This window comes from Huintestinicola sp. (assembly GCF_051882455.1).
In the GTDB taxonomy this organism is placed as follows: Bacteria; Bacillota; Clostridia; order Oscillospirales; family Ruminococcaceae; genus Huintestinicola.
The window spans coordinates 1-24,920 of record NZ_JBJERV010000031.1 but is presented as its reverse complement, the minus strand read 5'-3'; the positions used below and the strand labels follow the sequence as shown (position 1 = coordinate 24,920).

The window sequence follows — 24,920 nt, the reverse complement described above, 5'->3', positions numbered from 1 at the left end:
TCAAAGCGGCTTTCCGGACCGCTGTATTGCATTGTTATATCATTCCCCGTTTATGCGGGAAAATCAAGAACGTGAAGGGCAATTGTAAAATACATAAGTGTGGAGCAGCTGTCCACAAGGGTGCTGAGCAGGGGAGCGGACATTATCGCAGGGTCGATGTGTATCTTCTTTGCCAGCATAGGCAGCATACAGCCTAAAAGCTTTGAAAGGATAACGGTACCCACGAGAGTGACCGAAACCACAGCGGCTATCTTCACATCGTGATAGAAAAGAACTATCCTGCCGAAATTTACCGCCGAAAGGATAACGCTGCATATGATGGCGATGCGAAATTCCTTGAACACTACCTTGAAGAAATCCTTGAGGCGAATTTCCTCCATCGCCATACCCTGAATTACCATTGTGGAGGACTGGGAGCCGCAGTTTCCGCCCGTACCCGTAAGCATTGGCATAAAGGATACCAGCAGGGGAATGGCTGCTATCTGAGCCTCGAAATGGTTTGTAATGGCACCTGTGAGCGTTGCCGAGAGCATGAGCACCAGAAGCCAGATAATTCTGCTTCGGGCGTGCTTCCAGACGCTTGTTTTGAAATAGCTCTCTTCGCTGGGCATAACGGCGCTCATCATAGCCATATCCTCAGCGTTTTCCTCTCTGATGACGTCCATAACGTCGTCGAAGGTGATTATTCCCACAATGCGGTTTTCCTTGTCAACGACGGGGATAGCCGCAAGACCGTGCTTTGCAAAGAGATTTGCGACAGCCTCCTGGTCATCGTGGGTGTAAACGCTTACCACCGTGGAATCCATGATATCCTCGATAACTGCGTCTTCGTCAGCAACCACCAGGTCGAGAAGGGAGACCCGTCCCACCAGGCGGCGGTTATCGGTGACATAGCAGGTATAAACGGTCTCCTTAACAACTCCGACGCTGCGGATACGCTCAAAGGCTTCCTTGACGGAATCTTCTTTCCGGAAGTAGACAAACTCCGTTGTCATAATGCTTCCTGCGCTGTCCTCGGGGTAATTGAGAAGCTCGTTTATCTGCTTCCTTTTGTCGGGGTCGGTGGCTTTCAGTATTCGCGAGACCACATTAGCGGGCATTTCCTCAATGATATCGACCGTATCGTCAAGGAAAAGCTCGTCAAGGACAGCACGAAGCTCACGGTCGGAGATGGCGTTTATCAGCACCATCTGAAGGTCGCTGTCCATATAGGTGAAGGCTTCCGCCGCAAGCTCCTTGGGGAGCACGCGGAAGATAAGGGTAAATTCCTTCTCGCCGAATTCGTCCTGCTCCTCGATAAGCTCGCTGAGCAGCTGAGCGATGTCGGCGGGCATCATTTCCTGCAGCGCAGTTTTCAGCTGTACGAATGCTCTGTGCTTAACAAGCACAGCAGCTTCATATTTTTCCATTTTAATGACCTCCTTTTATTTTGATAAAACAGGAGGCACAATACCGCTTGACTCTGCCTGCGTTTTTTGTATATCAGCAGTGCAGCCGAGTAAGACTGTGAGGTATAAAAACGCAGACAGAGCGCCTTCGTGGTATCACACCGCTGTTACTTCCGCTTTCCATACTCTCACTTCCTTTATCGTGGTATGCGGCACAGTAATACGATAGCCGCATTTAAATTTATTATACAATATTTTGTTATTTATGTCAATCACAGCAATGAAATTTTTGCGTGATATTAACGTATTTTTTGCAAAAAAATACGGAGCCGTGAAGGGCTCCGCAGAATATCATATATTTTTGTTTAAGATCTCGTTTATCTTCTTGACGAAGAATGTGGGGGTAAAGGGCTTTGCTATGTAGCCGCTTATGCCGAATTTAAGCGCTTTGCTGAGGGTCTCCCTTGAGCTGTCGGCGGTAACGAAAATAACCGGCAGGCTTCGGGTCAGCTCGTCCGAGCGTATGCGGATAAGGGTCTCAATGCCGTCCATAAGGGGCATTTCCACGTCAAGGAGGATAAGGTCGATGTCCGTTTCCTCGCGAAGTATCTTCAGAGCGGCTCTGCCCGAGCTTGCCTGAAGTATCTTATACTGCTTGTAGCGGCTGAGAATGTACTCCGCCATTTTCAGTATCATAGGATCGTCGTCAACAAGAAGTATCTTCCAGTCATTCTTGGATATCTGACGGCGCTCGAAATTCTTGTCATCGTAGATTATGGAGAGAATTATCTTTGCGATCTCGGGGTCAAACTGAGTTCCCGAGCCTTTGATAAATTCTTCTCTTACCTGCTGCTGCCCCATACTGCTGCGGTAGACCATCTCGGAGGTCATGGAGTCATAGGCGTCGGCTGCGGCGATTATTCTTGCGGCAAGAGGGATATCCTCGCCGCTGAGACCGTCGGGATAGCCTGTACCGTCATAGCGCTCGTGATGCCATCTGATGCCCTGGTTTATCTCGGGTATCTGAGTTACGCCGCTGAATATTTTCGAACCGATAATTGTATGCTGTCTTAGGTCGTTGAATTCTTCTTCGGAAAGTGAGGCTCTTTTTCCAACGATATGGTCGGGGATAGCCACCATTCCGATATCATGAACGAGAGCAGCGTAGTATATCCTCATCTGCTCCTCCTCAGTGCCGCCCATTCTTTTCAGAATTTCCTTGGCAAGAGAAGCGGAACGCCTTGAATGACCTCTGAAGCAGGGGTCCTTCACCTCGGCAAGAAGGGAAATTGCCTTGATAAGCTGGTAGGACATATTATTAAGGCAGGACTGGGATTCTGCAAGTATTTCATCATCGGATTTTTCGTCATCCGTATTATCGGTACCGCCGTTTATCTCGTCAAAAATGCTTTTTATTTTTTCCGCAACCTCGTGGAAATCCTCCGAACGGTTCACGATCGTAAACAGATCGCTCACAAAGCGTTTTGTTTTCTCATCGTCCTCATCTTCATTCATCAGGCAGATAACATCAAGGGCGGAAATTCTCTCGTCATTATGGATAGTCCTTGCTATCTCCGCTCTGAGGTCGGGCGCGGCGATATCGAGTACAAGAACATCGGGGAGCGTTCTGCCTCCTATGGTAAACACAGGCTCGTCCGCAGGTGAGAGGAAAAATTCATATCCCGGACCGAGAATTTTCGATATACTCTGACCGATGTCCTCAACATCGGAGATTATCAGTATCTTCCTGGAACGCTGGAGCATTTCTATACCGCCTTTCTGTATATGCCGTGTCGAAAAATTATATATTTACTGTTATTATATCATATTTATAGGGTATTGTCAATACGGACAGACAACATTATACAAAATAAAACGGCAGGAAACGGCAGAGAAGGGTATTACATTCAGCAGCTCAGCGGACGTATTGGAACAGAAGTCCCTGTTTTTTGCTGTACCAGAGAAGCTTTCCGCTTGTCCGGCAGGGGAGTCGGAAGCAGAGATCCCACTCGGGGTAAAGCTTTATCATATAAATTGTTTCGGCAGTGACGAATGCGGCAAAGGATACGTAATCCTCCTTTGTCATCGGGCAGTCGCCTGTGACGAGCCACTCGTTCTCCACGGGGGAGACTGTGAGCTTCTGCTCCTCGGCGGCTTTTTTGGGTTCGGCAGGCTCAAGCTTTTCGCCGCAGCAGGTTATCTCAGCCTTGCCTGTGCTGACAGTTATACTGCCGCATTGACGGCAGATGTAATAGACATTGTTTTTCATATTGATCTCCTTAAACTCATTCTGTTCGCATTTCCCCATGATAAGGCTTTCTATGCTTACGGAAAGTATCTCCGCAAGCTCCGATATCAGGTTTACATCGGGGAAACCCAGTCCTCTCTCCCATTTGGAGACAGTTTTGTCGCTTATGTTCATTTTATCCGCCAGGGCTTTCTGGGTAAGTCCCAGCTCGGTGCGCCGCTTTTTAATGAGCGCTCCTGCTTCTGAGCAGTTCATATCATCAGCTCCTTTCATGGTCTATTTTAACCTATCCCGAGGCAAATTGCAATAAACGCTCCGTAGAATTTTTTTATTTCAGAAAATTCGGGAAAATTTTCAAAAAGGTATTGACAAGCATATTATATTGTGATATAATATAAAAGCTGACTGATACGAGTCAGATAATATGCGAGAGTGCTGGAATAGGCAGACAGGCACGTTTGAGGTGCGTGTGTCTTTGACGTGTGGGTTCAAGTCCCATCTCTCGCACCAATCGCCTGCAGATCTTCGGGTTTGCAGGCGTTATTTTTTTTGCGTTTCGGTTGATTTTATCGGATTTTTATGTTATAATTCTTTTATGGAGAGAGTAATGTTTATCAGCCAGAGGTTTTAAGGAGGATATCATATGTGCGGAATTGTGGGATTTACAGGCAAGAGGCAGGCGGCGCCCATTTTGCTGGAGGGTCTGTCCAAGCTTGAATACAGAGGCTATGACTCGGCAGGTCTTGCGGTGCGGGACGGCGACGGAAAGACAGAAGTTGTCAAGGCAAAGGGCCGTCTCAAGGCTCTTGAGGAGAAAACTGACAGCGGCAACGCTTTAAAGGGCTGCTGCGGTATCGGTCACACCCGCTGGGCTACTCACGGAGAGCCTTCCGAGGAGAATGCTCACCCCCATATAAGCGACGATATGAACGTTGTTGCTGTTCACAACGGCATTATCGAGAATTACGGGGAGATAAAGGAAAAGCTTTCCAAGAACGGTTATGTTTTCTATTCCCAGACCGATACGGAAGCGGTCGTTAAGCTTATCGACTATTATTACAAGAAATACAACGCAGGTCCTGTGGACGCGATCTCAAAGGCTATGGTCCGTGTCCGCGGATCATATGCCCTTGCGGTGATGTTCAAGGACTACCCCGGGGAGATATATGCCGCACGAAAGGACAGTCCTATGATAATCGGCGTGGAGAACGGTGAGGCGTATCTTGCGTCGGACGTTCCCGCAATTCTGAGGCACACGAGAAATGTTTACTACATAGGCAATCTTGAGCTTGCAAGGCTTTCCTGCCATGGCGCGGAGTTTTATAACATTGACGGGGACATTATCGAAAAGCAGTCTACCGAGATAAAGTGGGACGCTGAGGCTGCGGAAAAGGGCGGCTATGCTCATTTTATGCTCAAGGAGATACACGAGCAGCCCAAGGCGGTGGCAGACACCCTTGCTTCTGCTGTAAAGGACGGCAGGATCGACCTTTCCGCTGTGGGACTTTCCGATGAGGATATCAAGGGCATCGGACAGATCGTTATCGTTGCATGCGGTTCCTCCTATCACGTGGGAATGGCGGCGCAGTACGTTATTGAAGATCTTGCACGTATCCCTGTACGTGTGGAGCTTGCCTCCGAGTTCAGATACCGCAGTCCTATTCTCAGAAAGGACGATATGGTGGTATTTATCAGCCAGTCGGGCGAGACGGCGGACACTCTTGCGGCTCTCAGAGACGTTAAGGAAAAGGGCATTAGAACTCTTGCCATTGTGAATGTGGTCGGCAGCTCCATTGCAAGAGAGGCTGACAATGTTTTCTACACGCTTGCAGGCCCCGAGATAGCCGTTGCCACCACAAAGGCATACAGCACTCAGCTTATCGTTTCATATCTGCTTGCTGTGCAGTTTGCAATGGTGAGAGGGGAGATAGATGAGGAGAAATATGCTGCTCTTATTGCCGAGCTTATGAGCCTGCCCGATAAAATGCAGAAGCTCCTTGACGACAAGGAGCGCATTCAGTGGTTTGCTTCAAAGTTCTCCAATGCAAAGGATATTTTCTTTATCGGCAGGGGAGTTGATTATGCCATTTGCCTTGAGGGAAGTCTGAAGCTCAAGGAGATAAGCTATATCCATTCCGAGGCGTATGCAGCAGGTGAGCTGAAGCACGGTACAATTTCCCTTATTGAGGACGGCACTCTTGTGGTGGGTGTTCTCACCCAGAATGACCTATTTGAGAAAACTATAAGCAATCTGGTGGAGGTCAAGAGCCGCGGTGCTTATCTCATGGGGCTTACCACCTACGGTCATTACAATGTGGAGGACACGGTGGACTTTACGGTTTATTCCCCTCAGACCGACGAGCATTTTACTCCCAGCCTTGCGGTGATACCCTTACAGCTTATGGCGTATTATGTGAGCCTTGCAAAGGGGCTTGATGCTGATAAGCCAAGAAATCTGGCGAAGAGCGTTACGGTTGAATAAAAATACTAATTTTCAATTATAGCAATCCACAAAAATATCCTGCCAAGTTCGGCGGTTCAAAGCTTGAATAGTGTCGTCACTCACCCTTGACAGGCGGCAAGCCTGCCTGCGGGTTCCTTCCTAACTCTTCAAGCTTTGCACTCGCCTCCTTTTGTCAGTCTATTTCTGTGTCTTGCTATAGTATAAAATGGCTGTCGCATTTTAAGCGGCAGCCATTTTTGATATATATGTGCTGTTTTTACAATTCGTGAAGTCGGATTTTGTGCAGGCATATAAAATTTTATAAAATGCAACTTTTGTTTCGATAAACTCTTGACAAAATGATACAAACGTGCTATAATGTAAAAAGCGGAACAGCTCCATTTTTGGGGGCAGCTCCGCTTTGGTAATTATCCGTTAAGGTCGCCGTGGGAAAGGGCGGTGAGGTAGGCGTTTATAAAGCCGTCAAGGTCGCCGTCCATAACGGCGTTTATATTGCCGTTTTCAAAGCCTGTACGGGTGTCCTTGGCAAGGGTGTAGGGCATAAATACGTAGGAGCGTATCTGTGCGCCCCAGGCGATCTCCTTCTTAACGCCCTTGATATCCTCGATCTTGTCAAGGTGCTCTCTTTCCTTGATCTCCGCAAGCTTGGAGACAAGCATTTTCATGGCGTAATCCTTGTTCTGGTACTGGCTTCGCTGGGTCTGGCAGGATACCACTATTCCTGTGGGCTTATGGGTAAGACGTACTGCGGAGCTGGTCTTGTTTACCTTCTGTCCGCCTGCGCCGCTGGCACGGTAGAAGTCGATCTCCAGGTCCTCGGGGCGAATCTCGATGTTGAGGTTTGCGCCGTCCATTTCGGGCATTACTTCAAGGGAAGCAAAGGAGGTCTGACGTCTTCCCGAGGAGTCAAAGGGTGAGATGCGGACAAGACGGTGAACGCCGTTTTCCGACTTCAGGAAGCCGTATGCGTTAAGTCCTTCAACCAGTATGGAAGCGGATTTTATGCCTGCTTCGTCTCCGTCAAGATAATCAAGGGTAGTTACCTTGAAATTGTGGCGCTCTGCCCAGCGGTTGTACATTCTGAAAAGCATTTCTGCCCAGTCCTGAGCCTCGGTTCCGCCTGCGCCTGCGTGGAAGGTGAGAATGGCGTTTTTGCTGTCGTATTCGCCTGTGAGAAGGGTGGTGAGCTTGGTGGTCTCAAGCTCTGCTTTGAATTTGTCAGCCTCGGCTCTCAGCTCGTTTACCGTATCCTCGTCCTCGTCCTGACCCTCTTCTACGGTAAGCTCTATCATTGTGAGTGTGTCCTCAAGCATATCGTTGAGCTTCTTGTAGCCCTCAATTGTGGCTTCGTTCTGCTTGATGGTCTGCATTACCTTCTGTGAGTTTTCAAGGTCGTCCCAGAAGCCGTCAGCTGCGGACTTCTCCTGTAACTCCGAAATTTCTTCCTTGAGCTTGTCAATGTTAAGTATGACGTAAAGCTCCTTCATATCCTTTCTGTAGCCCTCAAGCTCCAGTCTGAGTTCGTCAAGTAAAAGCATTGTTTTTTCCTCCGTATATCCGTAAAGTGTTGTTTTGGTGTGACGAATTTTTTTCGGTATCGTCAGAACATTGCTCCCCGGCGGTACTCCATATATTTGCGAAGCGGCTCGCAGGTGGGTGGACTGATATTTTCGGGTATCTCATCTATACCGAAAAATCTCAGCTCCAGAACCTCTTCGGGCTGGCATTTTAGCTCTCCCGAAAAGCTTTTGCAGATGTACACGATGTCGATTGTGCTTACCTCGTCGCCGTTGGGGTAGATATAATGCTGTTCCTCGCCCGAGAATATCCCGAAAAGCTCAAGGCTCAGGGCTTTCAGTCCCGTTTCCTCAAGAAGCTCCCTTGCGGCGGCGTCCTCCACACGCTCAAAAAGCTCCACCGCTCCTCCGCAGTAGCTCCAGGTGCCGTTGTCGGTACGCTTCTGGAGAAGTATCTCTCCCTTTTCGTTTTCAACTATCACGCTGGCGGCGGTGTGCTGGATGGGCATATGTCCCACATATTTTCTTATATCGGATATATAGCCCATATGTATGTTCCTTTCTGTGGTTCAGATAAATCTGGCAATTTCTTCCGCTGATTTTTTAGGCGGGCAGTTCGGTTCTTCGGCAGGGTAGCCTACAGCGATGGCAGCGGTTATCCTTTCGGTGTCGGGGAGCTTGATTATCCCGGCTATTTTTTTATCGTCGATTATTCCCATTATCACCGAGCCGAGACCGGCATTGTGCGCCGCAAGGGAAAAGGTCTGTGCGGCAATTCCGCTGTCGTACATTTCCCAGCTGTCACCCTTGGAGGTGGTGAAGCTGCCGTCACGTTCATAGCCGCATCTTTTGGTGACTGCGCTCTGGACGACAAGGCAGGGGCAGCCCAGGATTATATCCCTGTTATGCTCAAAGCCGAAGGTGGCTTCCAGAGCTATTTTTTCGATAATTGCTCTGTCGGTGATGACATTCCATCTTGCGGTCTGGGAATTTTTCCAGGAGGGGACGTATGCCGCTGCCGAGATCATCTCCGTAAGCGTTTCCTTTGAAACGGGCTTATCCGTGAATTTGCGGACGGTGCGGCGGGTCTTTATACATTCAATCAGTTCCATTGTTATTTTCTTCCTTTGTATCATGATCGTTCAGGCTTTCACGTATTTCCTGATATGTACGGAAACGCTTGAATTTTTTGTGACGAAGTTTGTTATCATAGAATTTCTGGGCACTGTAAAGCCCTCTGTAGCCCGAGAGCATATAGGAAAGTCCGATAGCAAGGGCGAAATAGGGCAGTCCTTTGGTGCTGTAAAGTTCAATGCTCAGTATTATTGCGGATAAGGGGCAGTTTGTTACTCCGCAGAAAACCGCAACAAGCCCCAGCGCTGCTCCGAATGAGGGAGGAAGTCCTATCAGTCCTCCGAAAAAGCAGCCGAAGGTGGCTCCCGCAAACATAGTGGGGACTATCTCGCCGCCTTTAAAGCCTGCACCGAGAGTAAGGGCGGTAATGAGTATCTTTATCAGAAAGGCTTCGGGACGGCATTCGCCTAAAAAGGCTCTTTCGATAACGTCTGTGCCTGCGCCGTTGTAGTCAAAGGTCCCTGTGAGAAAGTAAAGTCCGAAGGAAATGGCTGCGACAGTAAGTCCGCCGACTGCGGCTCTGAGGTAGGCGTTGGGAATGTATTTCTTATATGCGCCAGATATTCCCGGAATGGCGGCGCAGAAAAGTACGCTTACCAGTGCGCAGGCTATTCCCATAAGCAGCACCTGCAAGGCGGTGACAGCCGAGCCTGAGCCGAATACGGGCACGGTCTCCACAGTAAATGAGGTGGGGTGAACTCCTATTGCCGAGGCGGTTATTGCGGCAGTTACCGAGGATATAAGGCAGGGGACTATTGCCGAATACTGTACTATTCCCACTACGGTCACTTCTATGGCGAATATGGCAGATGCAACAGGTGTGCCGAAGAGGGCTGAAAAGCCTGCTGCCATTCCGCACATTATGAGGACGGAATAATCCTCATCGCTTAGCTTCAAAGGCTTTCTGAGGGGGGAGATAAGGCTTCCGCCAAGCTGGAGCGCCGCTCCCTCACGTCCTGCGGAGCCGCCGGAAAGATGGGTAAGAAGTGTGGCGATGATTATGAGAGGGGCGGTCTTGGGGGAGACGGTCTCCTCGCCTCGTGCGCCCCTTATAATGCTGTTGGTGCCGCCGTCCTTATCCATTCCGCACAGCTTATAGAGCCATACGATGATAACGCCGAATATGGGCAGGAGCAGTATGAGAAAGGGGTTACTTTGCCTTATTTCGGTCACATAGCCTAAAAGCTCGTGAAAGACCGCTCCCACAGCTCCTATCACAATTCCCGAACAAACGGCTATAACAAGCCATTTCAAGAATACGGCGCTTTGGTAAAATATATTTTCGTTATCCGAAAATATGCTCTTTATATTCTTTTTCATAGCTTAAAGCACCGCTAAGAGAAGCTCCCTGAGAAGCTTGCAGGCGATAGCGGTGGAAGCTCCGCTCAGGTCGTAATGGGGGGAAAGCTCGTTAAGGTCTGCTCCGACGATATTAAGGCTTTCGCCTATCATTATTATGGCTTCAAGAAGCTGGTTGAAGGTGGCTCCTCCCGCTTCGGGTGTGCCCGTGCCGCAGAAATATGCGGGGTCAAGAACGTCCATATCTATAGTAAGGTAGACGTTTTTGCCCTTGAGCTTTTCGATAACGGCGGGGAGGGCTTCAAAGGATACGCCCTTTATGCCTGTTTTGTGCATTTCGGTGTGACCCTCGGAGGCAAAGCGGAACTCGTCCCTGTCGCCGCTTCTGATGCCGAACTGGAATATCCTGCCGTCTCCCACGATATCGTGGCAGCGGCGGATAACGCAGGCATGAGAGAGCTTCTGCCCGAGATAATCTTCTCTCAGGTCGCAGTGAGCGTCAAAGTGGAGAAGGTACAGGTCATTATATTTTTTCTGCACTGCTCTGAAGGAGCCGAGTGTGACAAGGTGCTCGCCGCCAAGCATTACGGGCAGCTTTCCCGAGTCAAGTATCTTTTTTGTATGCTCCTCGATATCCTCAAGGGCTTTTTCGGGGGAGCCGAAGCAAAGCTCAAGGTCTCCCGAGTCAAACACCTTCAAGTCAAGCAGGTCTTTGTCCTGGTAGGGGGAATAGGTCTCTATCCCGAAGCTTTCGGAGCGCATTGCGGAAGGTCCGAAGCGTGTCCCGGGGCGGAATGATGTTGTGCTGTCAAAGGGTGCGCCGAATATTACCGCTTCTGCCTCTTCAAAAGGCGTATCGCAGGCTATGAATGAATTAGTTTGTGCAAGCATCCTCGAGAAGCTCCTTTACATAGTTTGGAATGGCAAAACAACCCTTATGCAGGTCGGTGTTGTAATATTTTGTCTTTATTCCCAAGGCGTTCCACCTGTCGGCATCGAATTTCAGCGGGTCAACAGTCTTTGAGGCAAAGCCGAAGAGCCAGTGTCCCGAGGGGTATGTGGGGATATGCACCTGATAGACATTGCAGATAGGGAAAAATTCTCTTATGCGCTTATGGGCTCTCTGCATTGCCTTGGCGTCCTCCTCGTAATAGGGGCTTTCGTGCTGATTTACGAGTATGCCGTTTTCCGTGAGGGCATTGAAGCAGTTGCCGTAAAATTCGCTGGTGAAAAGTCCTTCGCCGGGTCCGAAGGGGTCGGTGCTGTCAACGATTATCAGGTCATAGGCGTTTTCCTTGGTGCGGACGTATCTGAGTCCGTCCTCAAAATATAGGTGTACTCTGGGGTCATCAAGCTTGCAGGCGGTCTGGGGGAGATATTCCTTGCAGACGCTGACAACTTCCTCGTCAATTTCCACCATATCGATATGCTCCACAGTCTTGTAACGGGTAAGCTCCCTTACGGTGCCGCCGTCTCCTGCGCCGATAACGAGTATCTTCTTTATTTCGGGATTTGATGCCATTGCCACGTGAGTTATCATCTCGTGGTACATAAATTCGTCCTTTTCCGTAAGCATCATAAGCCCGTCAAGGGTGAGAAATCTGCCGAACTCGGGGCTGTCAAAGACGTCTATTCTCTGAAATTCACTCTGTCCGCTGAAAAGCTGCTTGTCTATTCTAATAGACATTTTTGCGCCTTTTGAATGATATTCGCTGAACCACAGCTCCATAAATATTCCGCCTTTCTATCAGTCCTGCCTGATAACTCTTATCTTCTCAATATTCATATCCTCGGTACCCGTCATAAAGCAGCCCCGCTTCTTGCTGTAGTCGATATTCTCAAGTATTTCGGGGGTGAGCTGCTCGCCGGGGGCGATTATGGGTATTCCCGGGGGATAGCACATTACAAACTCGCAGGATATGCGCCCTGCGCTTTCCATTATGGGCAGCACCTCCTGCTCGCCGTAAAAGGCTTCCTTGGGGGAGAGGATTATCTGTGGATTTATGTACTCGTGGTCAATTCGTCCTGCGCTGTCCCTGCCGAACCGCCTTTTTATCTCCGAAAGGGCGGAAACAAGGCGCTCGATGTCCTTCCAGCGGTCGCCGGGGGAGATTATGGCAAGGACGTTGCCGATATCGCCCAGCTCCATCTGGATATCGTAGGAGTCGCGGAGACGGTCGTAGACCTCGATGCCTGCAAGTCCGATATCGCGGGTATATATTGACAGCTTTGTCTTGTCGAATGCAAAGATATCGTCCCCGTTTACAAGCTCGTCCGAGTATGCGTAATAACCGCCTATCTTGTTTATTTCTTCTCTTGCGTATTCTGCCGATTTTATTATCTGGGCGCAGAGCTCCTTGCCCTGAGTGGCGTAGTATTTTCTTGCGATATCAAGAGATGACAGCAGGAGATAGGAGCCGCTGGTGGTCTGGGTAAGGTTGATTATTGCCCGCACATGACCCTCGGTGAGGTCTGTGTTTTTACCCACAAGAAGAAAGCTGCTCTGAGTGAGAGAGCCGCCTGTTTTATGCATGGATACGGCAGCCATATCTGCTCCCGCAGCCATTGCGGATATGGGCATATTTTCTCCGAAATAAAGGTGAGTTCCGTGAGCCTCGTCCGCAAGGACCTTCATTCCGTGGGAATGAGCAAGCTCAACTATGCTTTTAAGGTCGGAGCATATGCCGTAATAGGTGGGATTATTTACGAAAACCGCCTTTGCGTCGGGATTTTCGAGAATTGCCTTCTCCACGTCCTTGACGCTCATTCCGAGGGGTATGCCCAGACGGCGGTTTACTCCCGGGTTAACATAAACGGGCTTTACTCCGCTTATTATCATGGCATTGATAGCGCTTCGGTGGACGTTTCGGGGAATGATTATCTTATCCCCCTCCTTGCAGACCGAAAGCACCATGGACTGCACCGATGAGGTGGTGCCGTTTACCATAAAAAAGCAGAGACCTGCCCCGAATGCCTCGGCGGCAAGCCGCTCTGCGTCTCTTATTACCGATACGGGGTGGCAGAGATTATCCAGGGGCTTCATGGAATTTACGTCCACGTTCATACAGGTCTGCCCCAGAAACTCTGTGAGCATAGGGTTTCCCTTGCCGTGCTTATGTCCCGGCACGTCAAAGGGGACTACTCTCGCTTCGTTGTATCTGTTAAGCGCTTCGTAAATAGGAGCTTTGTTCTGATCCAAGGTTATTACCCCCATTCAAAAAATACCAATGATCAAAAGATATTCATTCCGCTGAATATTTCTATCATTTCACGTCTCAGAAGGTCGTTTATCTCAAGCCTGCGCTTGGGGGCAAGCTCGTAGGTGTCGGTATTGAAAAGGTAATTCTGGAGGAAAATTTCCTTTATCATCATCTTTGTGTGGAAGATATTCGCCTGATAAACGTTGATGTCGATAGCGTCGTATCTTTCAAGGGTCTCCTTGGCGATATAGTCCTGGATAGAGGTGATATCGTGGTCGATAAAAAGCTTTTTGCCCTTTTCGTCACGGGTGAAGCCTCTTACCCTGTAATCTATGGTGATGATGTCCGAATCAAAGCTGCCGATAAGGTAATCAAGAGATTTCAGAGGGGTGATCTCTCCGCAGGTGGAAACGTCGATATCCACTCTGAAGGTGGTTATGGCGTTATCGGGGTGAAATTCGGGATAGGTATGAACGGTAAGATGGCTCTTGTCAAGATGGCCTGCAATATCCTGCTTCTGGGGAACGCCCCTCATATTGCAGGACTCGTCCATATCCTCCTTGGAGATATGCTCCTCGGAGATAAGGAGAGTTACCGACGCACCCTGAGGCTCATAGTCCTGCTTGGAGATATTCAGCACGTGTGCGCCGATGGCTTCGGTCACGTCGCAGAGTATCTTTGTGAGACGGTCGGAATTATACTGCTCGTCGATATACTTGATATAGTCCTGCTGCTCCCTCTGGCTCTTGGCATAGCAGATATCATATATATTAAAGCTTAAAGTTTTTGTAAGGTTATTAAACCCGTAAAGCTTGAGCTTATCGTTCAACCCTAACATCACGTTCCTTTCGGAAATATTCTTCCGATGTTCCAAAAAAAGGTTGTCGGAAGTTTATACACTATTACACATTATATATAATAACCTTATTCGTCAAAAAAGTCAAGAGAATTGCAAAAAAAGTTTTTATGACTTAACCAAACGGTATATATATGCCGCGTTCGGAAATACTGCAAACACGGCTGAGTTTTTACAGCCGCATAACACAAATTTTATGGGAAAGGACGGCAATAAATATGGCAAAGCAAGGTATGAGGCGGTATGACAGCGGGGAAACGGAGCACAAAAACGGCACTCCACCCGTTCCGGAGCTTTCGGGTAAGGCGAAAAGCGGCAAGGAAAGGGCAAATCCCATAATTGCGGGAACCCATTCCCCCGACCTAAAAGTTTACCACACCGCTCCCTACGGAAGGAAAAAGGCGGAGAAGCCTATTTCTTCTGTTTATTCAACCATTGACAACGATCTTGCAAGGGATAATCTGGAAAACGACATTACGGCGGCTGATCTGCAGGATATGTGATTTTTTGCGGGGCAGACGATATTTCTGTCTGTCCCGTATTGTTTACATAAATTTTACCAATAAGTTAATAAATTGCCCGTTTAACAAAATGAGGAAAAATGTTATAATCATATAAATATATATTCAAGGGAGAGGACAGCTTTGATCTCTGCGGAGGAAAAAAGACGGCAGATGCTTGAGGAGCCTGTGGAGCTTCTGGTGTGCAGGCTTGCGGTTCCGACTATCATTACAATGATGATAACCGCATTTTACAATATGGCGGACACTTATTTTGTGGGCAGGCTTGACACTGTTTCTACGGCGGCGGTGGGAATTGCGCTGCCGCTTATGAATATTATCCAGGCTATGGGATTTTTCTACGGTCATGGCTCGGGAAACTATATGTCCGGAAGGCTGGGAGCGGGGGACACTCGTTCGGCGGCGGTAATGGGCGACACTGCGGCGGTGCTGTCGCTGCTTACGGGGGCGCTTATTGCGGTGTTCGGGCGCGTTTTTGACAGGCAGCTGGCGGCATTTCTCGGTGCGGACGAGATACTTATGGACAGCACTATAGAGTACATTTCCGTACTTCTTATCGGTGTGCCCTTTCAGATGGCTTCCTTTACGATGAACAATCAGCTCAGATTTCAGGGAAGCGCTTTTTACGGTATGATAGGTATGGCAGGCGGCTCGGTGCTGAATGTTATTCTTGACCCTATATTCATTTCCGTTCTGGGAATGAGGGTGCGGGGTGCGGCTCTTGCTACGGTCATAAGTCAGATGGTCTCCTTCGTGATCCTTCTTAAAATGAGCGGAAGGCTTCGGCTTAAAATGCCCCTTTTCAAGCCCTCAAAGGAAATAGTTTCCGCTCTTTTCAAATTCGGTTCCCCATCGCTTTTCAGGCAGGGAATAATGAGCGTTGCTTCCGTTTGCCTCAGTCATGCTGCGGTGGTGTACGGACCTGCTGCCATTGCTGCCATTTCTGTGGTGAACAGGATAGTTATGCTGGGCGGCTCGGTGGTCATCGGCTTCGGACAGGGCTTTCAGCCCGTATGCGGATTTAACAGGGGCGCGGGGCAGTATGGCAGAGTAAAAAAGGTCTATCTTTTCTGCATTAAGGTCTCCACACTGTTTATGACTGTATTCGGTGCGGTGGTATATGTTTTTGCTCCCCGGCTCATTCTGTTTTTCAGAGATGACCCGGAGGTGGCTGCGGCGGGAACGGATATCCTGCGCTTTCAGTGCTTTACGGCTCCTCTGCAGGGCGTTTGCGTTATGACAAATATGATAATGCAGAATATGGGAAGGACTGTCCGTGCAACGCTTCTTGCCATTTCCAGACAGGGGCTTTTCTTTATCCCGCTTCTGTATATCCTTTCGGGAGCCTTCGGTTTTTTCGGTATTCAGATAACTCAGGCGGCGGCAGATGTGCTTAGTGCCGCACTCTCTGTGCCTATAGCTGTTATGGTGGCAAGGGAGCTTTCGGAAAAGGAAAAGAATGCTTTGGAGTAAAGGAGACAAGCTATGGACAGATATTTATTGTTTAAGGAATGTTTTCCTCAGATACCTCTTTGCCGTGAGGCATTTGAGGAGCTTTGCCGGGGCTGTGAAGTCTTAGAGGACGGGGAAAGGGGATTTGCTCTTATAAAGGGCAATGAACTGCGCCTTGTTTGCGTTGGTGAAGCTTTCAGGGGACAGGGAACAGGCTCGGGACTTGTGCGCAGGGCAGAAACGCTTATCGGAGGCAGGGGCTTTGATAAAATATATGCGGGAGGCTTTTCGTCGGGGCTTTTTATCGGTATCCCTGCTGAGGATATAAATGCTCCCTGTCCCTTCTGGGAAAAGCTTGGGTATGTGAAAACGGGTGGCTGTGCGGAAATGAAGCGGAGCCTTTCGGATTTTTCTTCCAAAAATTATGATATTCCCGTTCCCGAGGGTGTGGAATTTCGCATTACTCCCGTATGCCCCGAGCTTAAAGCGGCAGTGGCGGCTGTTGAAGAGGACTGGGTGCAGTATTTTGACGGGTGCGAGGTGTTCTGCGGATATTTAAACGGCGAGCTCGCGTCATTCTGCATTTTGGGAGATGACGAGACCTGCCTTATCTCAGACGGCAGAAGGACGGGCAGCGTGGGCTGTGTGGGAACTGTCCCTGAGTTCAGAAAACAGGGAATAGGGCTTAAAATGGTGGCTCTTGCAATGGAGGAGCTTAAAAGCAGGGGCTGCGAGAGCTGCTTTATCCACTATACACATTTAAATAATTGGTACGCAAAATTAGGTTGCGAGGTCTTTTTATGGGAAATTTTTTCAGAAAAGCAGCTGTGACAGCTTTGGCAGTTCTGGCGGTAATGTCCGCAGGCTGCTATGCTTACTGCTATGGCGGAGTATGGGGAAATACGGGGAATATACTTGAGGACGAGGAAGTTTCCGATGAGACGGAAGCTGTCGTTTCGGAGACGGAGCCTGCTTTTACGGAAGAAACGGGCGGAAATACTCAGCCTGACGCTCCTGCGTCTCCCTGGAGCAGTCCTGCCGGTAATACAGCCGATAATCCCGATGCTGACGAAGAGAAGCAGACTTCCGAAAACAAGCTTTCGCAGAGCGGGAAGAAAAAGTCGGAAAAGATAGTGGACAATACCGATTCCAAATATTCCTATAATGATATGCGTGAGGATATCGACAAGCTTATTGCCGCTTATCCTAAGCTTGTGAGGACCGAGGTCATAGGAACTACCGCAGATAAGCGGAAGATATACGATATCATTATCGGAAATGACAAGGCGGATAAGCAGATAGTGATACAGGCAGGCTGTCACGGCAGGGAATATATGACCTGTCTGCTTGTCATGGATATGACTGAGTATTACCTTAATGGGTATAACAGGATAACCTACAAGGACAGGCTCCTTTCCGATTATCTGGAGGACTTTCAGGTACATATTGTTCCCATGCTCAATCCCGACGGGGTGACTGTCAGTCAGCTGGGGGCAAAGGGACTTAAAAATCCCCAGCTGAGAAAAAATGTGGCGGCAATGTATAGAAATGCGGTCGCATACGGTTATACGGACCTTCCCGAAGCACGGTACTATGAAAGATGGAAGGCAAACGCACACGGTGTGGACATAAACTGCAATTTTAACGGCAAATGGGGAATGGCGGAGGAGCTGAAATGCCCGACAGGCTGGGGCTACAAGGGCACCTCTCCCGAGTCTGAGGCGGAAAGCAGGGCTATAACAAAGCTTATCGGCTCGCTTTCGGACCCTGTTACCGTCATAAGCTATCATGCCTCAGGTTCGGTGGTGTGGTGGGATTATGCACAGCAGGGGAATTTCCGAAGCAGGTGCTATGCCGAAGCGAAGCTTATCTCCGATATGACGGGGTACAAGCTTAATCCCTATGACAAGACCTCCTGCGCAGGGCTTTGCGACAGGATAATCGCAAGGGGCGGCGGAAAAACTGTTCCTATTCTTATTGAGATAGGGCAAGGAGAGTGTCCTCTGGATATATCCGAATATCCCGAGATATTCAGAAAAAACTACAGACTTCTTCCTGCACTTATGAATTTGTATGGATAATCAATATGCCGAAAATGTTTAAAAATATTTGTTGCAAATAACGAAAAATGATTTGGAGTATGAAAAAAAGCTAAAAGTTATTTACAATTTTTCGGAGTTGTGGTAAAATTAAACTATAACTATGCAGGGACACGGCAAGGCTTTGTTCAATCCGCAGAGGAAGGGAATGACCGTCGCAATGAAGATAAGATTTAAGCTTGCAGGGCTTATGCTTATCATACTTATCATACCTATGATCGTGGTTTCTTCTGTGTACTCATCAAAGTCCGCCGACGCTATAGTTAAGGGACAGATAAACTCCCTCGGTATAATTAACGGGGACAGGGCTGCATATCTCAATGAATTTATCGGAAATATCATCTTGTCCCAGAAGAGCTTTACTTCCGACAACGGTGTCAGGGAATTTGTTGAACATGAATGCTCGGACGCTCATTCAGATGATGAGCTTAAATATGTAAATGAGCTTATCCGTGACACAGTGCGCCGCAGCAGCGCTGTTACCGATATGTTCATTCTGAATGACAGAGGGGTCATTCTTGCAGCATACAAGACAGACATGATCGGTCAGACTGACAGTCAGGTCAATGATTATATTTCCTTTTCCGGTTCAAACAGCGGCATTTCCGGGATATATCCTCCCAATTCTTCCGATAAATGCTATTTTTATTCCTGTCGGAGAGTTTATACGCCGGGCAACAAGAAGGTCGGCGTGGCTGTTCAGAAGGTAAGCCTTGAGGAAGCGGCTGAAATGCTTAAGATCACGGGCTACAGCAATTTTGCGGTCTCACTTATTGTTGATTCAAACGGAAAATATATTTCGGGAAGCGTCAGCAATCCCCGTAAGCTTGAGGACGTTGTGGAGTTCAGGGCGATAGCTGAAAGTATCCCCGAGGCTATTCCATATTACGGAGACACGAACGGCAGCGACACTGTGATAAAGGAAAATGAGGGATATCACATTTTCGGAACTCCTGTTTCTAACGGCGGCTGGAGCGTTGTGAGTATGTTCGAGTCGGTTGACGCGAAAAAGGCTGCTTCCGATTCCGTATCAGGTGTTCGTGTGGCTGTCATTATCATTACAATTCTTGCGGCGGCGGCTATCATTCTGGTCTGCTATTTTTTCACCGAGCCTATTAAAAAGCTTGTTTCAGTAATTTATCAGAAAAACAAGGGCGATGTTAATGTTAGGCTTGATCTTGATTCAAATGATGAATTTGGTCAGATAAGCACTGAGTTCAATGCAATGTTCGACAGCATTTTCGAGAGCGAGCAGCGTTACCGCACTGTGGTCTCGATGATGGATAATGTGGTTTTCGAGATAAATCTGAAGACCTTCAAGGTATATGTTTCCAATAATTTCAATCAGAAATTCAGCTACCGTGCAAAGGACGATTCCATCAGCGAGAGCTTCTTCTACAAGATGAAGATACACAAGGACGATATGAAGCGCTACAAGGAAGACCTGGACACCATTGTTTCTTCTCAGGGAGACAAGTGGGAAGGCGAGTACCGTATGAAAAATCTTTACGGTGATTTCTCCTGGATAAGGGTCAAGGGAAAGAAGTTTTTTGACAGATCGGGCGCTCCTTCAAAGATCATCGGTCTGCTTGTGGATATCGACAAGGAGAAAAAGAGTGCCATTACTCTTATCCAGAAGGCAAGCTTTGACGCTCTCACTCAGCTTTATAACCGTCCCACCTTCCTCCGTACTCTGGACGAGGAGATGAATGCATCAAGCACACGAAGAAGCTTGGACGCTCTTATGTTCATCGACCTTGACGATTTCAAGCATTTTAATGATGAGTACGGTCACAAGTGCGGCGATGAGGTGCTTAAATTCGTGGCTGACACCATTAAAGAGGTCACTTACGAAAGAGGCTTCGGAGGACGTCTCGGCGGCGATGAATTTGTTATGTGCCTTACAAATCTTACTCTTATCGGTGATGCGGGCAAGGTCGCTGCGGAGGTCATCAGTATTCTTAACGAGGGCTTTGTTTCCGAGTCTACCGAGCTTCATTTCAATATCCACTGCAGTATCGGTATTGCTTTCTTCCGTGAAAATGGCTCAAATTCCGCCGAGCTTCTTGAGGCTGCTGATACCGCTATGTACAAGATCAAAAAGAGCGGTAAATCAAACTTCGCTTATGCCGGCGGCGAGACAAGGATAGACATTGTGGAGACCACTGCAACCTTTGACAGCACTTTTTAACCATAATACAAAACGGAGCTATTCATTCCGAATGGCTCCGTTTTTTTTTATGGTTTACAGCTTAGCCGTTGAGACCCTGCTTGTAGTTGTCGATCATTTTCTTACAGATGTGTCCCGAACGACAACCGTTTATATTACGTCCTCTGATATACGCAACATCGCGGTTTGCGCCTGTTTTCAGCTTGATCTCCAGCTTCATACATTCCTCGTTTCGGGGAATGACGTTTATCCTGTCAATGATCGTGAGCACCATTTCGTCCACTTCCTCACGGGTCATATCCCTGTCGGGGCTGTACATTTCCTTGAAATATTTCTCGATTTTTTCAAGCTCACGGACATAATCGTCCGATTCGGCTGCCTTTTTCTCTATGGAATATATTTCTTCTTCAAGATCGTTGATAGTGATATTTGAAGCGTCATTTCGCTCCTTGAACTCCGCCTTGGTGATAAGATCCTCGGTATATGCGTCAAGGAGCTTTTCACGCTTGGCTTTTTCCTTTTCAAGCCTTGCTCTGAGGGAGTCAAGCTCTTTTTGTGTGGTTGAAGATGTGTCAGCTTCACGATAGATTTTGAGAAAGGTATCAACATAATCCTCTATATTCTCGGCAATATCCTTGAAATGCTCGGAAAGCATCTGATAGAGGTCGGATTCGAGAATTGAGAAGGACGCACAGGCTTTTGCACCGAAGCGGCGTTTCTCACTGCATATCCACTGATATATGGGCTTGCCCTTGGAAACGCTGTTTGAATAGCTTGTCCGCCAGTAGGCTTTATCATCGGCGGCGCAGAATATTTTCCCCGTAAAAACGCTCTTGTCTTTCAGAGAACGCTCACGGGATTTTACCACTGCGCTTCTTGCCTTAAATATCTCGTTGCACTTATCCCAAAGCTCCTCGCTGACGATTGCGGGTACTATCTCGCCTGTTTCGTCCTTGTACATTACCCATTCGTCCTCGGGAAGGAAACGCTGTTCCTTGGTGCGGTAGTCGATTATTTTTACCTTGTTGCCGCAGTAGTAGCCTTTATATTTGGGATTTTGGATTATGCCGGAAATGGTGTTGTGGTGTATGCGTGTGCCGTTTCGTCCTCGATAGCCTTTGTCGTACAGAATATCCTCTATCTTGCGGACGCTGTATTTGCCTGTGGCGTATTCCTCAAATATCAGGCGCACCATTTCTGCTTCGCTTTCGTTTACTGCAAGCTTGCAGTCCTTTTTGTCATAGCCGAAAATGCGGTTGTTGCCCATTACATTGCCGCTTTCGATGGCTCGCTTATGTCCCCAGCGGACACGCTCGGACAGCTTGCGGACTTCATCTGCGGCGATACTTGACATTATTGTGAGACGCAGCTCGCTGTCGGTGTCGATGGTGCAGATATTATCGTTCTGAAAGAAAACGCCGACTCCTGCTCGGAGAAGTTCTCGGGTGTAGGTAAGGCTGTCGATAGTGTTTCGGGCAAATCGGCTGACTTCCTTTGTTAGAACGAGGTCAAAAACGCCTGCCTTGCCGTCCTCTATCATACGCATAAAGTTGGCACGATTTACAGCGTACTCGCCTCGTACACGGTCGACATAGCCCTCAACATAGGTCCAATTCTTATTGTTCTTAATAAAATCCGTAAAGTAGGCTATCTGATTTTCAATAGAATTTTCCTGCTCTTCCTTGGTGGTGGAAACACGAGCATAAAAGGTTACCCGCAGTTTAAGGTCAAAGATGTTTTTCTGTTCGTATTTCATTTTGTTGGCGGCTTCGTATATATCCATAAGGGACCTCCTGTATGTATCATAGGTTATATTTTGATGTTACCATACCAAACGCTTTTTGTCAAGACGTTTCGTATGTTTTTGTGAAAAAAGGGCAGGATAGCTCCTGCCCGTAATTACGCCGCCAGCTTTTCAATCATTGCGATCATTTTGTTGCATTTGGCGAGACTGATCTTACCCTGCTTGTGGAGTATCATTGTCCAGGCTTTGAGGGTAAGCTTTTTCAGATAGAGCTTATTCGCTTTTTCTTCCGTTATCATTGGCAATTCCTCCATGTTGTATTTTGTTGTATTTTTTACATATTATTGTGAATTATTCTTAAAACGCCTTGTTTTTCTTGATTTCAATTCTATCACAAAGTAAAATTCTCCGATTGACGTCCATTTGTCATGAAATTGACATCGCACAGGTGTCATTTTCCGGATTTTGATGTCATTTTACGCCAGAGCCTGATTTCTGCCTGCATTTATGATGTCAAAACAGGCGTTTATGACGTCACTTATATTATCGGGTAGTGTCATTTCGACGGAAATGCTGTCACTTTTTATTTATGGGCATAAAAACGAAGCTCCAAAGGCTGCAACTGCCTTCAGAGCTTCGTTTTTATGAATATTCGGTTGTAATGACGTATTTGCGTGGGTTTCAACTCGGGAGAATATTTTTTCAACCTGAGAGAATAGCAAGTGTATTCAACTCGGGAGAATGAGGGTAGGTTTTAGCAAGCATTGATTTCGTGGGAACAAAATCGGATGAGCTACTCATTATGCTAATCTGCTCCTGTCGCACTCGCCTTATTTTCCCAGCCCCTATTTTGAATTAGTCTATTACAATTATTGTTAGATTGCAACAAGATACGAAGAATTGAATTTTTAATTGTATCACTGAATAAATGTTGTAAATCTAACTAAAATTCTTGATTTTTTGACATCAATATGGTATAATAAACCCAAAAGCAACTTCTCATAATATATAATTATCGGAAGCGAGGTGCACCATATGCCAATAATTGACAAGAAGCAAATGACTGAAGAGGATATAAAGCTCAATTATATTACTCCTGCTTTACACAACAGCGGCTGGAAAGACAAAATAACCATGGAAACCCAGGTCAAATTCACCGACGGTAAAATAAACATTCATGGCAACATAACACACCGAGAGAAGCCCAAAAAAGCCGACTATATTCTTTATATAAATGCAAATAACCCTATTGCTATTGTTGAGGCAAAGGATAACAATCATTCAGTTTCATACGGAATGCAGCAGGCTATTGAATATGCCAAAATGCTTGATCTGCCCTTTGCTTACAGTTCCAACGGCGATGCTTTTATGGAACACGATATGCTCCTTGGCACAGAACACGAAATTTCTATGGAGGACTTTCCGTCTCCCGATGATCTGTATCTGCGTTTCAAAAGAGAAACTAATGGCTGTAAAGGCTTTAGTGATGAAGAAGAAAGAATCCTTAATCAGCCGTTTTATACAAGTCTGAATGCTCATTCGCCAAGATATTATCAGCGAATTGCTGTCAATAAAACGCTTTATGCTATTGCAAGAGGTCAGCAGCGTCTGCTTCTTGTTATGGCAACAGGCACAGGTAAGACATATACTGCCTTTCAGATCGTTTATCGTCTGCTGAAAAGCGGTATGAAACATAAGATACTGTATCTTGCTGACAGAAATATTCTTGTAGATCAGTCAATACAGCAGGATTTTGCTCCGCTGGAGAAAACTATTCATAAGGTGAACTTCTCAAAGGATGATCCATCGACCATTTCTTCATATGAGGTATATTTTTCCTTGTACCAGCAGCTTGCAGGAAATACGGATAATGATGACGAGGACAGCAACGAGGACACTATTGAGAAATTCAAGACTTTATTCAAGCCTGACTTCTTTGATCTGATAATTGTGGACGAGTGCCATCGTGGAAGTGCAAAAAAAGACAGCAACTGGCGACGAATACTCGAGTATTTTGAGTCAGCAACTCAGATAGGCATGACCGCAACACCCAAGGAAAGTGAAACTGTTTCAAATATTGATTATTTTGGTGAGCCTATTTATAAATACAGCCTTAATGATGGAATCAAAGACGGATTTCTTGCACCTTTCAAAGTCATTGATATAAAAACAGATATTGGTGACGGATGGAGACCAACAAAAGGTCAGCTTGATTATTATGGTCATGAAATACCGGACAGAATATACAATAATACCGATTACGATTATAATATTGTGATACAAGACAGGATCGACCAAGTTGCGGCTGAGATAACGGGATATCTAAAAAGCACCGAAAGAATGTCTAAAACAATCGTATTCTGCGCAACCGAAGAACACGCCGAGCGTATGAGAGTGGCTCTTGTTAATGCCAATGCTGATATGGTTGCCGTAAATCCCGATTATGTAGTTAGAATAACAGGCAGTGATACATACGGCAAGAGCAAGCTTGATTATTTCATATCCGTATCAGCAAAATATCCTGTTATCGCTACTACATCTAAACTTCTATCAACCGGCGCTGATTGTAAAATGACGAAATTGATCGTTTTGGACCAGTCGCTCAATTCTATGACAGAATTCAAACAGATCATTGGACGTGGAACACGCTTGCGTGAAAAAGAAGGCAAAACTCACTTTATGATAATGGACTTCCGAGGAGTAACCAGACTGTTTGCCGATCCCGATTGGGATGGACCGATCGAAATTGATACCGGTTATGATCCAAACAAGGAGTCCGGTGGAAAGAAAACCACACCACCAACTCCTCCTGTTCCTCCTGAGCCTCC

20 protein-coding genes and 1 tRNA gene are annotated in these 24,920 nt (G+C 47.2%); 8 read left to right on the top strand and 13 right to left on the bottom strand.

Translation table 11 applies throughout. From position 1 onward, the window contains the following. Positions 1–50: 50 nt before the first annotated feature. From mgtE to ACI4J0_RS04005, 3 genes are all read right to left on the bottom strand, one after another. The gene (mgtE, locus tag ACI4J0_RS04015) at positions 51–1,409 is read right to left on the bottom strand and encodes a magnesium transporter (RefSeq protein ID WP_439764530.1); all 1,359 of its coding nucleotides are present in this window, start codon (positions 1,407–1,409) and stop codon (positions 51–53) included. A 330-nt stretch (positions 1,410–1,739) separates the two neighbouring features. Beyond that, positions 1,740–3,152, bottom strand: coding sequence for an HD domain-containing phosphohydrolase (locus ACI4J0_RS04010; RefSeq protein WP_439764529.1), 1,413 nt, complete (start codon positions 3,150–3,152; stop codon positions 1,740–1,742). Between the two features lie 151 nt (positions 3,153–3,303). Then, positions 3,304–3,891: a helix-turn-helix domain-containing protein gene (locus tag ACI4J0_RS04005; protein ID WP_439764528.1), complete on the bottom strand. Its 588-nt coding sequence runs from the start codon at positions 3,889–3,891 to the stop codon at positions 3,304–3,306. 171 nt (positions 3,892–4,062) lie between these two features. On the opposite strand from ACI4J0_RS04005, the gene ACI4J0_RS04000 reads away from it, so the two are divergent. Both ACI4J0_RS04000 and glmS read left to right on the top strand, forming a co-directional pair. Continuing rightward, positions 4,063–4,146 (top strand) — tRNA-Leu (locus ACI4J0_RS04000). Between the two features lie 133 nt (positions 4,147–4,279). After that, positions 4,280–6,118, top strand: coding sequence for a glutamine--fructose-6-phosphate transaminase (isomerizing) (gene glmS, locus ACI4J0_RS03995; RefSeq protein ID WP_439764527.1), 1,839 nt, complete (start codon positions 4,280–4,282; stop codon positions 6,116–6,118). 389 nt (positions 6,119–6,507) lie between these two features. Here the strand turns inward: glmS and prfB are convergent, their stop codons facing one another. From prfB to speD, 8 genes are all read right to left on the bottom strand, one after another. Further along, the gene (gene prfB, locus ACI4J0_RS03990) at positions 6,508–7,638 is read right to left on the bottom strand and encodes a peptide chain release factor 2 (protein ID WP_439764526.1); all 1,131 of its coding nucleotides are present in this window, start codon (positions 7,636–7,638) and stop codon (positions 6,508–6,510) included. Between the two features lie 62 nt (positions 7,639–7,700). Next, positions 7,701–8,165, bottom strand: a complete 465-nt coding sequence (locus ACI4J0_RS03985; RefSeq protein ID WP_439764525.1) for an NUDIX hydrolase — start codon at positions 8,163–8,165, stop codon at positions 7,701–7,703. A 21-nt stretch (positions 8,166–8,186) separates the two neighbouring features. Next, positions 8,187–8,729, bottom strand: a complete 543-nt coding sequence (locus ACI4J0_RS03980; protein ID WP_439764524.1) for a nitroreductase family protein — start codon at positions 8,727–8,729, stop codon at positions 8,187–8,189. After that, positions 8,716–10,071: a chloride channel protein gene (locus tag ACI4J0_RS03975; RefSeq protein WP_439764523.1), complete on the bottom strand. Its 1,356-nt coding sequence runs from the start codon at positions 10,069–10,071 to the stop codon at positions 8,716–8,718. Before ACI4J0_RS03975 ends, ACI4J0_RS03980 begins: the two co-directional genes overlap by 14 nt. Before the next feature lie 3 nt (positions 10,072–10,074). Further along, on the bottom strand, positions 10,075–10,941 hold the full coding sequence (speB, locus tag ACI4J0_RS03970; protein WP_439764522.1) for an agmatinase: 867 nt from the start codon (positions 10,939–10,941) through the stop codon (positions 10,075–10,077). Further along, complete coding sequence (gene speE / locus ACI4J0_RS03965) at positions 10,925–11,779, bottom strand: polyamine aminopropyltransferase (RefSeq protein ID WP_439764521.1); 855 nt, start codon at positions 11,777–11,779, stop codon at positions 10,925–10,927. Before speE ends, speB begins: the two co-directional genes overlap by 17 nt. 18 nt (positions 11,780–11,797) lie before the next feature. Next, positions 11,798–13,264, bottom strand: coding sequence for an aminotransferase class I/II-fold pyridoxal phosphate-dependent enzyme (locus ACI4J0_RS03960; RefSeq protein WP_439764520.1), 1,467 nt, complete (start codon positions 13,262–13,264; stop codon positions 11,798–11,800). A gap of 17 nt (positions 13,265–13,281) precedes the next feature. Further along, on the bottom strand, positions 13,282–14,091 hold the full coding sequence (gene speD / locus ACI4J0_RS03955) for an adenosylmethionine decarboxylase (RefSeq protein ID WP_439764519.1): 810 nt from the start codon (positions 14,089–14,091) through the stop codon (positions 13,282–13,284). 233 nt (positions 14,092–14,324) lie between these two features. Here speD and ACI4J0_RS03950 point away from each other — a divergent pair, with 233 nt between their 5' ends. The 5 genes from ACI4J0_RS03950 (at position 14,325) to ACI4J0_RS03930 (ending at position 20,369) form a co-directional block, all read left to right on the top strand. Next, positions 14,325–14,609 carry a hypothetical protein gene (locus ACI4J0_RS03950; protein ID WP_439764518.1) on the top strand — a complete coding sequence of 95 codons (285 nt, stop codon included), beginning with the start codon at positions 14,325–14,327 and terminating at the stop codon, positions 14,607–14,609. Between the two features lie 141 nt (positions 14,610–14,750). Further along, the gene (locus ACI4J0_RS03945; RefSeq protein ID WP_439764517.1) at positions 14,751–16,100 is read left to right on the top strand and encodes an MATE family efflux transporter; all 1,350 of its coding nucleotides are present in this window, start codon (positions 14,751–14,753) and stop codon (positions 16,098–16,100) included. Positions 16,101–16,112: 12 nt separating this feature from the next. Continuing rightward, positions 16,113–16,910, top strand: coding sequence for a GNAT family N-acetyltransferase (locus ACI4J0_RS03940; RefSeq protein ID WP_439764516.1), 798 nt, complete (start codon positions 16,113–16,115; stop codon positions 16,908–16,910). After that, positions 16,880–18,160, top strand: a complete 1,281-nt coding sequence (locus ACI4J0_RS03935; RefSeq protein ID WP_439764515.1) for a M14 family zinc carboxypeptidase — start codon at positions 16,880–16,882, stop codon at positions 18,158–18,160. Before ACI4J0_RS03940 ends, ACI4J0_RS03935 begins: the two co-directional genes overlap by 31 nt. 178 nt (positions 18,161–18,338) lie before the next feature. After that, the gene (locus ACI4J0_RS03930; protein ID WP_439764514.1) at positions 18,339–20,369 is read left to right on the top strand and encodes a diguanylate cyclase domain-containing protein; all 2,031 of its coding nucleotides are present in this window, start codon (positions 18,339–18,341) and stop codon (positions 20,367–20,369) included. 61 nt (positions 20,370–20,430) lie between these two features. Here ACI4J0_RS03930 and ACI4J0_RS03925 read toward each other — a convergent pair whose 3' ends face one another. Together ACI4J0_RS03925 and ACI4J0_RS03920 are read right to left on the bottom strand one after the other, a co-directional pair. Beyond that, positions 20,431–22,131 carry a recombinase family protein gene (locus tag ACI4J0_RS03925; protein WP_439764513.1) on the bottom strand — a complete coding sequence of 567 codons (1,701 nt, stop codon included), beginning with the start codon at positions 22,129–22,131 and terminating at the stop codon, positions 20,431–20,433. A 116-nt stretch (positions 22,132–22,247) separates the two neighbouring features. Then, positions 22,248–22,391, bottom strand: a complete 144-nt coding sequence (locus ACI4J0_RS03920; protein WP_439764512.1) for a hypothetical protein — start codon at positions 22,389–22,391, stop codon at positions 22,248–22,250. Positions 22,392–23,127: 736 nt separating this feature from the next. On the opposite strand from ACI4J0_RS03920, the gene hsdR reads away from it, so the two are divergent. Next, on the top strand, positions 23,128–24,920 hold a 1,793-nt coding region (gene hsdR, locus ACI4J0_RS03915), incomplete at its 3' end, for an EcoAI/FtnUII family type I restriction enzme subunit R (RefSeq protein WP_439764511.1).

Excerpts from the sequence above, each read along its gene's own strand:
- mgtE (WP_439764530.1), bottom strand. The coding sequence starts at position 1,409 with ATGGAAAAATATGAAGCTGCTGTGCTTGTTAAGCACAGAGCATTCGTA.
- ACI4J0_RS04010 (WP_439764529.1), bottom strand. The coding sequence starts at position 3,152 with ATGCTCCAGCGTTCCAGGAAGATACTGATAATCTCCGATGTTGAGGAC.
- ACI4J0_RS04005 (WP_439764528.1), bottom strand. The coding sequence starts at position 3,891 with ATGAACTGCTCAGAAGCAGGAGCGCTCATTAAAAAGCGGCGCACCGAG.
- glmS (WP_439764527.1), top strand. The coding sequence starts at position 4,280 with ATGTGCGGAATTGTGGGATTTACAGGCAAGAGGCAGGCGGCGCCCATT.
- prfB (WP_439764526.1), bottom strand. The coding sequence starts at position 7,638 with ATGCTTTTACTTGACGAACTCAGACTGGAGCTTGAGGGCTACAGAAAG.
- ACI4J0_RS03985 (WP_439764525.1), bottom strand. The coding sequence starts at position 8,165 with ATGGGCTATATATCCGATATAAGAAAATATGTGGGACATATGCCCATC.
- ACI4J0_RS03980 (WP_439764524.1), bottom strand. The coding sequence starts at position 8,729 with ATGGAACTGATTGAATGTATAAAGACCCGCCGCACCGTCCGCAAATTC.
- ACI4J0_RS03975 (WP_439764523.1), bottom strand. The coding sequence starts at position 10,071 with ATGAAAAAGAATATAAAGAGCATATTTTCGGATAACGAAAATATATTT.
- speB (WP_439764522.1), bottom strand. The coding sequence starts at position 10,941 with ATGCTTGCACAAACTAATTCATTCATAGCCTGCGATACGCCTTTTGAA.
- speE (WP_439764521.1), bottom strand. The coding sequence starts at position 11,779 with ATGGAGCTGTGGTTCAGCGAATATCATTCAAAAGGCGCAAAAATGTCT.
- ACI4J0_RS03960 (WP_439764520.1), bottom strand. The coding sequence starts at position 13,264 with ATGGGGGTAATAACCTTGGATCAGAACAAAGCTCCTATTTACGAAGCG.
- ACI4J0_RS03950 (WP_439764518.1), top strand. The coding sequence starts at position 14,325 with ATGGCAAAGCAAGGTATGAGGCGGTATGACAGCGGGGAAACGGAGCAC.
- ACI4J0_RS03940 (WP_439764516.1), top strand. The coding sequence starts at position 16,113 with ATGGACAGATATTTATTGTTTAAGGAATGTTTTCCTCAGATACCTCTT.
- ACI4J0_RS03935 (WP_439764515.1), top strand. The coding sequence starts at position 16,880 with ATGGGAAATTTTTTCAGAAAAGCAGCTGTGACAGCTTTGGCAGTTCTG.
- ACI4J0_RS03930 (WP_439764514.1), top strand. The coding sequence starts at position 18,339 with ATGAAGATAAGATTTAAGCTTGCAGGGCTTATGCTTATCATACTTATC.
- ACI4J0_RS03925 (WP_439764513.1), bottom strand. The coding sequence starts at position 22,131 with ATGGATATATACGAAGCCGCCAACAAAATGAAATACGAACAGAAAAAC.
- ACI4J0_RS03920 (WP_439764512.1), bottom strand. The coding sequence starts at position 22,391 with ATGATAACGGAAGAAAAAGCGAATAAGCTCTATCTGAAAAAGCTTACC.